This is a genomic window from Dyadobacter endophyticus, assembly GCF_014641595.1.
Taxonomy (GTDB): domain Bacteria; phylum Bacteroidota; class Bacteroidia; order Cytophagales; family Spirosomataceae; genus Dyadobacter; species Dyadobacter endophyticus.
In genome coordinates this window covers 378,929-391,874 of the sequence record NZ_BMIA01000003.1, presented here as the reverse complement: position 1 = coordinate 391,874, position 12,946 = coordinate 378,929, and the positions used below count along the sequence as shown (strand labels likewise).

General features: G+C 52.4%; 7 protein-coding genes. All 7 read right to left on the bottom strand.

Annotated elements, in window-relative coordinates; all coding sequences use genetic code 11:
• Positions 1-110: 110 nt before the first annotated feature.
• Entirely contained in the window at positions 111-1,823 is a 1,713-nt protein-coding gene (locus tag IEY24_RS21365; protein WP_188935852.1) for a sodium:solute symporter family protein, read from the bottom strand.
• A 36-nt stretch (positions 1,824-1,859) separates the two neighbouring features.
• Entirely contained in the window at positions 1,860-4,436 is a 2,577-nt protein-coding gene (locus IEY24_RS21360) for a glycerophosphoryl diester phosphodiesterase (protein ID WP_188935850.1), read from the bottom strand.
• On the bottom strand, positions 4,433-5,443 hold the full coding sequence (locus IEY24_RS21355; RefSeq protein ID WP_229222816.1) for an FAD:protein FMN transferase: 1,011 nt from the start codon (positions 5,441-5,443) through the stop codon (positions 4,433-4,435). The genes IEY24_RS21360 and IEY24_RS21355 overlap by 4 nt, the downstream gene beginning before the upstream one ends.
• 6 nt (positions 5,444-5,449) lie before the next feature.
• Positions 5,450-7,237, bottom strand: a complete 1,788-nt coding sequence (locus IEY24_RS21350; protein ID WP_188935848.1) for an FAD-dependent oxidoreductase — start codon at positions 7,235-7,237, stop codon at positions 5,450-5,452.
• A gap of 83 nt (positions 7,238-7,320) precedes the next feature.
• Positions 7,321-8,271: a hypothetical protein gene (locus tag IEY24_RS21345; RefSeq protein ID WP_229222814.1), complete on the bottom strand. Its 951-nt coding sequence runs from the start codon at positions 8,269-8,271 to the stop codon at positions 7,321-7,323.
• Positions 8,272-8,283: 12 nt separating this feature from the next.
• Positions 8,284-9,777: a RagB/SusD family nutrient uptake outer membrane protein gene (locus IEY24_RS21340; protein WP_188935846.1), complete on the bottom strand. Its 1,494-nt coding sequence runs from the start codon at positions 9,775-9,777 to the stop codon at positions 8,284-8,286.
• Positions 9,778-9,816: 39 nt separating this feature from the next.
• Positions 9,817-12,843, bottom strand: a complete 3,027-nt coding sequence (locus tag IEY24_RS21335) for a SusC/RagA family TonB-linked outer membrane protein (RefSeq protein ID WP_188935844.1) — start codon at positions 12,841-12,843, stop codon at positions 9,817-9,819.
• Positions 12,844-12,946 lie beyond the last annotated feature (103 nt).

Below are 12,946 nucleotides of genomic sequence, written 5' to 3'. Positions count from 1 at the left end.
TGATTTTTTGTTTTTTGTAAAAAGCATTTTCCTACAAATGCGTTGAAATCTCGGCTTGAAGACCGTTCAACTCCTTTCAGTTCGCTTTGTTGTTGCATGCCTGACGACATTTATGCGGCAATCCGCGCCTCATCTTCTTTCACCAACACCACCTTCCGCGCTGCCCAAAACGGTATCAATGCCGAGAACAATACTACCGTCGCAATCCCTGCCGTGACCATTGCGCCGTCGGTGGTCAGGAAGCTCAGAATGAAGAGCATCACCGCCGTAAACAGCAGCGCCCCGGCGATGACCTGCAGGCCGAAACGATTTTGCTTTTGGATTTCCAATGCCTCTTCCGGATCGGCAGCTGTCGCGTCCTGCTTGCGCTGGTCTTTGGAAAGCGTGTAAATGGTGTATTCATCGGCGATGATGTCTTTCGACCTTCCCCAAAGTTCATAGGCGAGCAAAAGGAGGAGCGGCAAGCCGACACCCACGATCGTCTCCATTCCCCGCGATAACTTGAAGTCGAGCAGGAGTGGGGCGAGGGTTTTAAAAAACAGATTGACGCACAGCCCGATACAGGTAATCCAGAGCGTGGTCTTGCCATTCAACCTTTTGGAAAACAACGCCCAGAGCGGTGGTGCGAGCAGCGGGCCGCCAGAAATAGCGGAAATGCTTAGTACCACCTCCACAATGCCGCCCGCTGCCGGTACCAGCAATGCAATGCCGATCATACCCAAGCCAAAAAACCAGGACGAGCCACGTGCAACGCGTATGAGCTGCTTGTCGGAGGCGGCAGGATTGACCATCCCCTTATAAATGTCATTCGTGAAAACAGCCGAAACGACGTTGAGTGCCGTATTGGCGCTGGCGGAGGTGGAGAAGTACATGCCGGTGAGCATCAGGCCCAGCAGTCCGGGAGGAAGCACCAGTTTGCAGATCATCAGATAAGCGTTTTCGGTATCCAGGCCGGTCAATGTGGGATTAATTGCCTTGTAAATCATCGGCGGGAACATCCAGATCACCGGGCTGATCAGGTAGAGGCCGGCGAACAGATAAGCGACTTTCTTTGCTGATTTTTCGCTGTCGACGCTCGTGTAGCGCTGCACCATGGTCCAGTTGCCGCCGATGTAGCAAATGTGGTAAATCACAAATGCGGCGACGAAACCGAGCGTGTATTCGCCATTGAGCAGGTTGAAAAAGTCGTCGGGAATGTTGTTGGTAAACCCCTCCCAGCCGCCGACTTTGTTAAATGAAAGCGGAAGCAGAATGAATACGGCAGCCGACAGTACGACAAATTGCAGAATGTCGGTCACCATCACCGCCCAAAGCCCGCCCACTGCCGTATAGGCGATCATAAAAAGTCCCAATCCGATTGTGCAGGGCACCAGCGGTAAATCGAGCGAGGCGCTCACAAGCTTGGCCACCGGATACAATACCGAGCCTTTGATGAACACGGAAACCAGCGTAAAAATGAAAATGTAGGTCTTCTGAACCGGCAGTCCGAGCCGCTCGCGAATGAACTCGGCGGCCGTCAATGCACCGGTCCTTTTCCAGCGTGGAGCGAGGTAAATGGCGGTAATGAGCGCACCGATGCACATCGTCCATTGAATGGTAATGGCCACCCAACCATGTTTATAGGCAATGGAGCCCCAGGCTACAAACGTGCCCGCCGAGAAAAAGCTCATAAACAGCGACAACCCGCCGATAAACCACGGAACAGCCTCGCCCCCCGCGAAAAACGATTTCAAATTGCGCCCCGTCCTGGCAAAAAGCATCCCGATCCCCATTACAAATGCGGAGAATACGAGAATGACGATGGTATCGGTGGTATTGTTCATAGGCTGTCGGCTTTCAGCGGTCGGCTGTCGGCTTTGTTAATAGTTGAGTTGAAGGGTTCTGCTTCCGAAGGCGGGGAGTTTGATATTGTTAATGGCCGCTTTCTGGTTTGTCTCGGCCCATTTCGTGCTTGCGGCCGCGTGACTTTCAGACACTTTGCCATGGTCGATTTTCAGGTTGAAAGCCGTCGGCTGCGGGCTGTTGTTGAGGAGCGTCACGTAATAAATGTTTTGAGTAGTTGATTTTGAAATAATAGGGTCGATGGATGGGCTGTCGGCGGTTATGAAGCCTTCTTGAATAACCAGGCTCGCCTTATCCCCGAAAACATCGCCCGGCGCAAAGCCGTAGGTCTGGTGCGGCCCTACCTTGGGTGTCACAAAACCTCGTGGGAATGTAACCTTGCCATTCGAGCGTAATGCAGCTTCGGAAAGCAGGTAATCGGTGATCCAGCCCACCTGCCACCAGGCGTGGTGCGGATAGGGGCCGGCGCCGCGGTTCATGGCGTTCCAGTAGTAGGAGGCCACGCTGGTTTTACTGTCCACAAATGCATCCCGGCCAATGGCCGCCGCACGGGCCATATCGGCGAAAAGCTGCTCGCCGGTGAGCTGATAAATGCGGATGAACAATCCCGCGTGACTGGCCAGCTGAATAGGCCCGAGGCGGGTAGCAGAACCGAAAATGCCGCCATGTTCGAAGCTGAGGCCCGTTTGACTGATCTCCCAATCCTCCCGGACGGTTCCGTTTACAGTCTTGGGTTTATGGTCGGCAATCGGGTGCGTGTAAATGGATGAGGTGTAAATTTTCGCGCAGGTAATGGCTGCATCCTGGTATTTTTTGTTTTGGGTTAAATCAAACAAATCCAGCAGTGCCTGTGCCGACTGGCCGGTAGCAAAGTCGGGGGCATAGCGCGCGTCCCCGCAGACGCCCAGGAAGGCACCGGTTTCGACGGCATTTTTAAGAAACCATTCGGCCCCCTTTTCAGCGGCTTTCAGGTACTTTTCGTCTTTCAAAATGCGGTGAGCGACGATCAGCCCGTAAAACGTTGGCCTCACATCCTGAATATCCTTGAAGGTCTCCTGCTCGGTCTTTCGGTCGTAGGCCACGGCAAAGCTGCCGTCTTCGCGCTGCCAGCTGAGCAGTTTTTCGGCGCCTAGCGTCAAACGCTCTTTCAGCTCCGCATTGTCCGGTTCGAAAAGCAGCATATTGCCTACATCGAGCATCACATAGTAAGTCAATGCAATAGGCTCGACCACCTCGCCCCATTCTTCAACGAACTTCTTCTTTTTAGCTAAATAGTACTGGCCTTCGACAGCTCCCTCGAAGAAACCTTTGGCGGTTTGCTGCTGAACGAGCTTGAAGTTCTGAGCCGGCGGAAGGACTTTCTGGATCAGTTCGGGGTCCCTGGTCGCATTGGCCAGCATCCACATCGCGCCGTAATCTGAGTTTTTCATCGCATCCTTGTCCGAACCCACCACGCCGCCGAGGTACGACTGTGCGCCTATCTGCTTGCCTTTGAACTCCTCGATATTCCAGAGCGAAGTCTTGGGATCGATGAGGTAATGGTGCATTTTCTCGATCCGGTCCGTAAGCGCCTGCTTGCTTTGCCGGAGTGCCAGGGTCTCACGGAACTTGTAAATATCGACGGCCGCGTGCTTAGTGGCCTGGAACCAGTCGCCCGCGATAAGGCTGTACCGGAACGTGTAAGAAACCGATTGCCCGGCCTCCATTTCAGACTTTTCTTCCCCCAAAACAGGATAATACAGCGTCGGCGAAAGCTGTGCCTTGCGGTTCATGTGGGAAAGGCCGAGATGCCAGTCAGTCTGCGTGATCCGGTCTTTCGCCCACGGGTCACGCGCGAGGCCGGGTTCCGGCACGACCGACAGCGTAATGCCGTCTTTGCTGCTCACCAGCGGGCTTAGCGTTGAAGCGCAACGCTCGCGGTACACGACCGGGCGGTCGGGGATACCATGGCCGTAAGCGTAGGCCAGTACAAAGTTCTTTTGTATAAAATTTCCCTGAAAATAGCCCGGCACCGACGCCCAGCTCATTTGGTCGACAGGCAATGCGGCCAGGGTGGGCGTAGCCAGCGAGAAGTAGCCTTTTTTCTTCGCATTCAAAGTCATCGTTACCAGTACGTCGCTGGGGAAACGAGGGTCGATCCTCCAATGCGCAGTGATACCCGCCACATCGGTTTCCGATTTGAATTCCAATCCGTTATCCTTTGCTGCGCCTGTTTGCGGGAAAAAGTGAATGGCTCGCCCGACGGTGTTCAGCGCCACGGCGGTAGTGCTTTCTTTCCACTGGGTTTGCTGGTAATGGTATGCTTCCTCGGGGAATTTGCCTCCGGTGATCTTTTCAAAGGTTTCGGCTGATTCGGTCGAAGGTTTGGTTTCGGAATAAAGCAACGTGTACTCGCCTGAAGGCGCTGCCAGTTTCGTCCATTGGCCTTTTTTATTGACAGCAATCGCTTCGATCTTCAATGCACCGTCCGTCTCCCGCCACTGAACGCGGATCGAATGGTTGGACAATGCCTTTACGGACGTGCGTTGGGCCGGGGCCTGCAAAACGTTTAAAACGCTGAGTAAAATGGGTAGTAACAGGGTTATTCGTTTCATTTTTCCTGGATAAGGTCTCTGATACCGTCAGTGGCGAAGGACATTAAGTGCCCTTCTTCATTGGTGTAAAGCATGTACACATCGATATCTTTCCGGTTTTTTAAAAAGGTTTTGGTCGCTACGAGGCCCATCACGAAGAATGCGGTATCGTAGCCGTCGGCAGTGATGGCATCTTTCGCAAACACCGTCACGCTCAACAGCGGGGTCTGCTCCATCGATCCGGTGCGCGGGTCGATAATGTGGTTGTAAGTGATTCCGTTGCGGGTGATGTGGTTATGGTAATTGCCCGCGGTGGTCATGGCGCGGTCGGTAAGCTTTACGGTAGCCGCCAATGCGGCAGGTTTTAGAGGATTTTCGATGCCCGTCACCCAGGGCACATTACCGTTTTTGGTGCCCGAGCAGAGCACTTCCCCGCCGATTTCAACCATAAAACGGTCGATATTGCGGCTTTTTAGAAATTCTCCCAGTATATCCACCGAATAGCCCTGCGCGATGCCATTGAAATCCAGTTTTACACCAGGACGGCTTTCTATTTGTTTGTTATTGAATTTAATGTGCTTAAAACCAATGTTTTGCAGCAACGAGTCGACGTTCACGTTTTCCGGGTCGACATTCTTTTTATTTCCAAAACCATAAGCCTCCGAAAGCGGCATAACGGTGGGATCAAATGCCCCGCCCGTAGCGGCGTGGATTTCTTTTGACTTAACCAAAACCTCATGAAACCACGGAGACCGGAACGAATGTTTCGCATTTGCATTGAAATCCGACAGTTCGGAATCGGGCCGGTATAGCGACAGGCATTTGTCGAAATCGGTCAGGATGGAGTCGATGGCATGCTTGAAATTGCGGTTCTGCGGATCGAAATAACGGATATGATAGGTAGTACCCTGCGCCTCGCCGTCGATTGAAATCATACCCTCATCGATGGCTGCCATTGTCGCCAACGGCAGCATCATCGAGATGAGGGCGGATATTACTCCGGCAATATGGATCACAGCGTATTTCAATAAAAATCAGGGTTGAGGGGCCAACGTTTCGCCTTTCAGGATGCCTGTCAGTTCAGGCAGATGGTCTTTGTAAACTCCCCGCGGGGTGGTTTTGTATTTGGCCGCGATGTACGAAGCGAATCCTACGACCTCGCCCATCATCCCGCACGTACGCATGACGCGGGTACTCCCGAACGCTACGTGCGTAGTGCTGATATTCCGACCGGCCATAAACAGATTTTGGATGTTTTTGGAATAAAGACAGCGGTATGGAATCGTATAGGGCGCCACTTTGATGTGCTTGGTTCCCGCGAAAAACTCCTGTCCTTCGAAATACTTGCTGTTTTTGGCATCGGGGAAATGCAGGTCGATCGTCCAGGTAGCCGTGACTGAGCCATCGGGGTAAAATTTACCCTCCTGGATATCCATTTGATTCAAAACATAGTCGCCGATGATCCTGCGCGACTCGCGTTTGCCACCGATGTAGGCCACCCAGGCGAGGTCCTTTTTACCGTATTTAGCAGCTTTGTTTTTCTTTAAATACGACCAGTTACCGTAAATGGCGCGCAGGTTATGGTCGCGGATTTGTTCGGCCTGGGTAATGGTGTTGAAGTTTCCGAACCCGGTTTCCCATTGCCAGTCCGACTTCGGTTCATCGATGTGATACTCGTCGGAAAACTGCATGGCCCAGGGTGTTTCGGGGAACGATGAAACGGTATCGCGATCCACGGAAGCCCATAAATTGGAAGTACCCAATGTGAAACCATCGCTTTTGTCTGCCGCGAGGGATTCGCCGGTTTCATCCTTACTTTCACGCCCCATACGGAACTCGGCGCCTGCCAGGAAGCCCACCGTGCCGTCGCCGGTGCAATCGGAAAAGAACGAGCCGGAAAAGCGGCGTTCCTGGTTGGTAGCAATGTCGCGGCCTACTACCGCCGTAATAATGTCATGCTCTTTTTCAACTTTGAAAACGTGGGTATTCAGGAATAGCGACAGGTTCTTTTCCGCTTTTACGATCGAGATTTTACGTGCATCGCCATACTCCTTGGCGTCGGGGTTGCCGTTCCCCGGGTCGCCATTATCCATTTCGCGGACAATGCGGCCGAGCTTAGGGTAATGGTTTTTATCCACATCGCCCATCAAATGCACACGTACTTCGGAGCTGTTGTTGCCACCAAGCACGGGGCGGTCCTGGATCAATGCTACGGTAAGGCCCATTCGCGCGGCAGAAATGGCCGCGCACGTTCCGGCAATGCCGCCACCTACTACCACGAGGTCGTAGCGACCGGCCTCCTGCGGCTTGTCGGTTAGATTCAGTAGCTTTCTGCGGAATGCCGTCAATGCTTCGAGGTCGTTCGGCGGGGTAAATTTCAAATCGTCCGTAAAAAGCAATGCATCGCAGCGGCCGTTGAAGCCGGTAAGGTCTTTCAATGCCAGTTTTGTATCGGTATTTTGAATATCGATTACACCGCCGTCGTACCATTTCCAGGTATCGGAGCCGCTTTCGCCGAAAGTTTGGCCCACGGATTTGCCGTCCACCAGCACCTGAAACTTGCCGGGCCCCTTCGGAAATGGCGCCCAGTCTTTGGTACGGACCCACAAATGATACTTCCCGGTTTTCGGGAATTTTGCAGTGGTAGCAGCATTCTTCACCGGTCGTCCCATTCCGTGGGCCATGATATAGGACGAGTTCATGACCACAAAAGACTGCTGGTCAATCACCCAGCCGCCCTTGTCCTCGAAGGATTCTGTTTCAACGAGGATATGTTTTTGCGCCAGGGCGGGTAGGGCGAGCAAGGCTAGCAGGAGTGTCATAGCCCAAGGTTTAAGCCTTGGGTTGGTCCGGGTGCCTGGGGCGTCTGGATCCCAAGGCATAAGCCTTGGGTTATGGGAGATATTCATTGTTTTTGCAGGATTTTTTGAATTAGTAGCGTTTGTTCTTCATTGGCATTAGATAAGCTGGTTTGCAGGTTTGCTGCCAGGGGCTTCGAGATTGAGATGGTGTCGGTATTAAGTCTTTTCAGTATGGCTATTTGCGTGGCATAACCCGTTTTCTGATAGGTTTCCCAAAGCCAGTTTTGCCTTTGTTCCGTTTTGAAAAAGTCGGTTCCTACATGCTGCAACGCATATTTGGCAATGAAGCCGTTCTTGCCGGCGATGATCGCCTCGATGTCTTTTTCAAAAGGCCTTTTCACAGATCCGCTTGCATCCATGACCTTAGCCATTGCCCAATACTGGTAATGGTGATTTTTGCTTTCCAGAAACCGGTGCAGCAATGCGTCGTTGGAATAGGTTTCGATGACCTTCCGCATTTCAGGAACCGCCTTACCATACGCGATATGCCAAAGGGTGTAACAGGTATAGACCGCGCCGTCGATCACCTGGTTTTTAATGGTTTTTAAAGTCGCGCCAGCTTTCGCGTCGACGGAGTCGGTCAGATTATCCGTGCCTTTGGAGATCAGGTCTTCCATTTTCAGGTCCGCGAAAATGGAGTTCGTTTGAGCAAGAATATCCTGTAACTTTTGGTAATCCGCCTCCTTGAATTCGTCGTGATCGACTTTGGTGAGCACTTTGCCCTCGGGAAGGTCATAGCGTTCGTAATTGCCCAGCAGGTCCCAATAGAAATTGATATACACCGGTTTGCATTCGTTGGTATAGCAAACCGGTGTGAAGATGTTCCTGAAAAAGTACTGCGGCTGTCCCTTATCGTCGAGCGCAAGTTTCAGGGTGTAGGTTAATGTGTCGTTCTCGGTGACCGTGAACTCCCTGACCCGCTCCTTTTGCCTGTCGGGAAAAGGAACGGATGTAAGCATTGCCAGGAAGAGTAGTACTTGGGCGATCAGCATCATTATTTCAATAACCTATTTCCAATCAGGGTTCTGTTCCAGTTTCGGGTTGGCATTGATCTCGTCGAGGGGGATCGGGAAATATTTGTTTTTGGCCGTAACGTTCCGGGTCGGATACACATCGTTGACCGCTTTCGGGATCACGGTCAGGAATTTGCCGGTGCGGGTGAGATCATACCACCGATCGCCTTCCGCGAAAAACTCCCATCCACGTTCCTGTAAAACGGCCTCGATGAATGCGTCCTTGGTCAGGCCGGTTTTTAGATTGGCCAGGCCGGCGCGCTTTCTCACCGGATTGATGAAATCGTAAGCCGCGGTCGTGGCGCCATTCAGGCGAGCTTCCGCTTCGGCGGCGATGAGGTACACATCGGGCAGGCGGAAGATCGGGATGTTCGGGATCATGCCTACGGTCGAAATGGGATCCTGGTATTTCTTGATCAGCACGCCTTTCGTGGTAATGGGCGTAATGCTTTTCTGCGGGACCACTTTGCCGGATTTGTCGGTGTAATTGGTGTCCAGCAAGGTGCGGCGCTTATCGGTAGGGTCGAAGGAGTCGAAAAATGCCTGGTAGGCGAACATCGAACCATAGGAAGTGCGGGCATATTCGGGCCCGGCGCTTCCCGGAGGGCCGCAGAGGCCCGTGAGCTGGTGACCAAGGCCGGGAGAAACAGGATCTACCTCGAATGCCCACATGTTTTCAATGCGCGCGGCATCCTCTTTATCATATTTGTACACATCGCGCACATCGTCCAGGAGTACATATTTGCCCGAGTTGATCACAACTTTGGCCTGTTCCAACGCTTTGGCCCAATCCTCGTTGTACAAAGCAGCTTTGGCATACAATGCATTAACGACTTCTTTCGCCACGCGGCCTTTCTCCACAGTGGGGTAGGAAAGTAGTCCCGCATTCAAAGCCTGGTCGAGGTCGGCGTAAATTTGCTTGTAAACACCCGCTTTGGAGCTTTTCGCCGTCAGGGCATCCGCTTCCGAATAGCTCGGCGTGATTTTGACCGGTATATCCCCAAAGTTTTTACTCAAAAACCAATGGTAGAACGCCCGCAGGAAATAGGCCTCGCCGATGATCTGCTTTTTGCGCGCTTCGTCCATAGTGGCGTCCGGCACCTTGGCAATGACCCAGTTGGCTTTTTCGATACCGGCATAACACGACTGCCAGATCTGCTGCGGCGATTCGTTCACCCGCGAGTTGCTTTTCTGCGTCGTATAATTGGGATCGTAGGTAAACTGGGTCAGCGTATTACGGCCTACCACGCCGCGGGGGTATGTCTGATCATCGCTGAAATCGGCAATGAGCGTCAACGCGGGCCCGCCGCCCAGACTTCCCAGCGCGCCATACACGGAAATCAATGCTTTCTCGGCGTCGGCGGCGGTTTTATAAAAATTTTCTGTGTAGATCGACGAGTAAACCGTTTCGTCAAGCTTGCAGGAAGGGGCGATAAGCGCGGTCCCGGCCATGCCCAGATATGTGGTAATTTTTAGTAGCTTTTTCATGTCGTTTTAGCCTTTGTTCGGCAAAAGGATTCGGAATAATCAGAATGAAACCTGGATACCGCCCAGGAACGATTTGGCTTGCGGATATACGAAGTTGTCGACCCCGATCTGCGTGTTTGAACCAGCGAAAGTGTTAACCTCCGGGTCGAAACCGCTGTAATTGGTAATGGTGAACAGGTTGTTGGCGCTCACGTACACGCGGATGCTCTGCACGCCTTTGAATGCGGGCAATTTGTAGCCAAGCGTAATGTTCTTGCAGCGGAGATAAGAACCGTCCTCCATGACATAGTCCGAAATAGGCAGCCGCCCGGCCTGAAATGCACTTGCATACTGATTGTTGGGGTTGGTAGGCGACCAGCGGTTCACGACGCCTTCGAGCAAATTGCGCTGTCCGAGCGGGTTCTCGAAGGAAAGTCGGCTTGCGTTGTAGATGTCGTTCCCCTGCGAACCGGAAAGGAATGCGGCCAGGTCGAATCCTTTGTAAGAAAGATTGGTGGAGAAGCCGTAAATGAATTTAGGATTAGGGTTGCCGGTAATAACCTGGTCGTTGGCATCGATCTTCCCGTCGCCATTCATGTCCTTCACCTTTTGCCCGCCCAGGCGCCCGTCATATCCGGGGAGAATCGCTTCGCCAGTTTGGTTAATGCCATCAAACACATAAGTTTTGAATATGCCCAGTGGCTCGCCTACTTTCAAAAGGCTGTAAGTATTAATGAAACGCTCGCTCGTCACGCCGCCGTCCAGCGTTGTGACCTTGTTACGGTTGATGGTTGTGTTCGCTGAAACATCCCATTTCAATGGACCATCGAGAATGCGCGCATTAACTGCCAGTTCCAGCCCTTTGTTTTGAAGACCCGCGAAGTTGCCATTGATCTTGGTATATCCCGAACTCATCGGCAGCGTCTTTTCAAATAGCAGGTCTTCTGTTTTCTTGTAATAAACATCAGCAATAAGGCTGATCCGGTTATTGAGCAAACTTACGTCGACACCAAAGTTGGTTTGCACCGATTGTTCCCAGCGGAGGTCTTTATTGGCGATCCTGGACGGGTCGATACCGGTTGCGTAAAGGTGGTTGAGCATGTAATTGCTACCGTTGGCAGCCACTGTGGCCAGGGATTGGTAAGGGTCCAGGCCGCCCGCATTACCGGTAAGCCCGAAGCTTCCGCGAAGTTTGAAGTCCGAAAGCCAGGTTAGATCTTTCATAAACGGCTCTTCGATGAGGCGATATGCCGCTGATATGGCGGGGAAAATCCCATATTTAAGGTTTGCCCCGAATTTGCTCGACCCGTCTATCCGCGCAGTGACGTCTACGAAGAGTTTATCCTTGAATCCGTAGTTGACCCGTCCCATGTAGGAATCCAGCCGCTGGCTGCTCCGGAAACTGCCCACTGTGCGGGTAAGCGCAAGCTGCATAGCCTCGTTCTGTGTTGCGTCGTTGGGAAATCCCTGGGCGCTCATGACGTTTTCGTTGTATTGCTCGCCCTGGGTACCAAATACCGCCGTCGCTTTGAATGAATGATTTTTGCCGAAATTGGTGCTGTAAGTCAGGATACTTTCGTGGAGCAGCGCCAGGTTATTGTAGTTGCCCTTGCTTGCCGATCCCGAAGCATCGGTGAGGTCGCTTTTGTTGACAATACTGCGGGGCGAGTAATAGTTATAAAGCTCGCCTTTCTGGTCGAGATTGAATGAGGCGCGATAGGTAAGCCCCTTGAACAATTTGACCTCCCCGTAAAGGTTCGCCAGTACGCGTTTGATGCTCCGCTTGTTGAGTACTTCGATGAAACTCAGCGGGTTGGTTACTTCGCGGTACCGGCCATTGCCTTGCTCTCCGAATGGGAAAATAGTGCCGTCGGGGCGGTAAGGTTGCAGGGTAGGAGGAGCGCCGACGGCCGCACCCAATACCGTAGCGGTAACCACACCCGCGTTGCCGATGTCGGTACTGCCTGTCTGAATGCCATCCGCGACCGACTGGCTCCCAAGGATACTGGTTCCGATTTTGATGTTCTTATTGATCTGATGGTCGAGATTGAGACGGAAAGAATAGCGTGTAAACGCCGATCCCCGCATGGTACCGTCCTGATCGAAATAGTTGAGCGACAATGCGAGCTGCGTTTTTTCACTTCCTCCATTGATCGACAGCTGATGGTTTTGAATAGGCGCTTTGCGGAAGATTACCTTTTGCCAGTCGACACCCTCGCCGAGTGATGCCGGGTTTGCATAATAATTGTCTTTGAATACCTCATTTTCCAGTTGCCCAAACTCCGCCGCATTCAGGACTTTCAGCATTTTGTTTACTTTCTGAGAACCATAGTAGCCATCGTAGGTAACACGTGTGGCGCCGCTTTTACCGCGTTTAGTTGTGATCAGGATTACCCCGTTGGCTGCGCGTGCGCCGTAAATTGCTGATGCAGAGGCGTCTTTCAATACCTCCACGGACTCGATATCATTGGGGTTAATGGTCGAAAGCGGGCTCACGTCGTTGATACCGCCGCCATTTGAAATCTGGATACCGTCCACCACATAAAGCGGTTCGGAAGAGCCGTTGATGGAGTTGGTACCGCGGATACGCACGCTCACATTACCCCCGGGCGAGCCGGTGTTCTGGTTGATCTGCACGCCGGCGATCCGCGATTGAAGGCCCTGGGCTACGTTCGCGACGGGCGTTTGCACGAGGTCGGCCGCCTTTACGGAAGCAATGGAGCCGGTCGTTTCGATCTTGCGCTGCGTTCCGTAGCCGACTACCACCACTTCTTCCAGCGCCTTGGTGTCGGTTTTAAGCGAAACGTCGATCGTCGAACGGTTCGAAACGGCTACTTCTTCTTTCAGATAGCCCAAAAATGAGAATACGAGGGTCGCGTTTCCTGCCACATCGAGGGAGTATACACCTTCTGCGTCTGTCAGTGTTCCTTGCTGAGAGCCTTTTACAGTCACGCTTGCACCGGGAATCATTTCGCCTTTATCGTCGGTCACTTTGCCTTTCACTGTCACGTTCTGCGCGAGCAGCGACTGCGTAATGCCCAGGCACAGAATGCTGAGCAGGAACAAGTCACGTATTTTTTTCTTCATGTAGTTAAAAATTAGGGTTTGATCAAAATTGATAAAATGGGAAAAGTGCAATTTTGTGGCATTGAATCGGCATTGCTGTGGGCTACCATTACTTATGACAAAC

Bases quoted from the DNA above. Each gene is read 5' to 3' on its own strand.
- IEY24_RS21365 (WP_188935852.1), bottom strand. From the start codon at position 1,823: ATGAACAATACCACCGATACCATCGTCATTCTCGTATTCTCCGCATTT.
- IEY24_RS21345 (WP_229222814.1), bottom strand. From the start codon at position 8,271: ATGATGCTGATCGCCCAAGTACTACTCTTCCTGGCAATGCTTACATCC.
- IEY24_RS21340 (WP_188935846.1), bottom strand. From the start codon at position 9,777: ATGAAAAAGCTACTAAAAATTACCACATATCTGGGCATGGCCGGGACC.
- IEY24_RS21335 (WP_188935844.1), bottom strand. From the start codon at position 12,843: ATGAAGAAAAAAATACGTGACTTGTTCCTGCTCAGCATTCTGTGCCTG.
- IEY24_RS21350 (WP_188935848.1), bottom strand. From the start codon at position 7,237: ATGACACTCCTGCTAGCCTTGCTCGCCCTACCCGCCCTGGCGCAAAAA.
- IEY24_RS21360 (WP_188935850.1), bottom strand. From the start codon at position 4,436: ATGAAACGAATAACCCTGTTACTACCCATTTTACTCAGCGTTTTAAAC.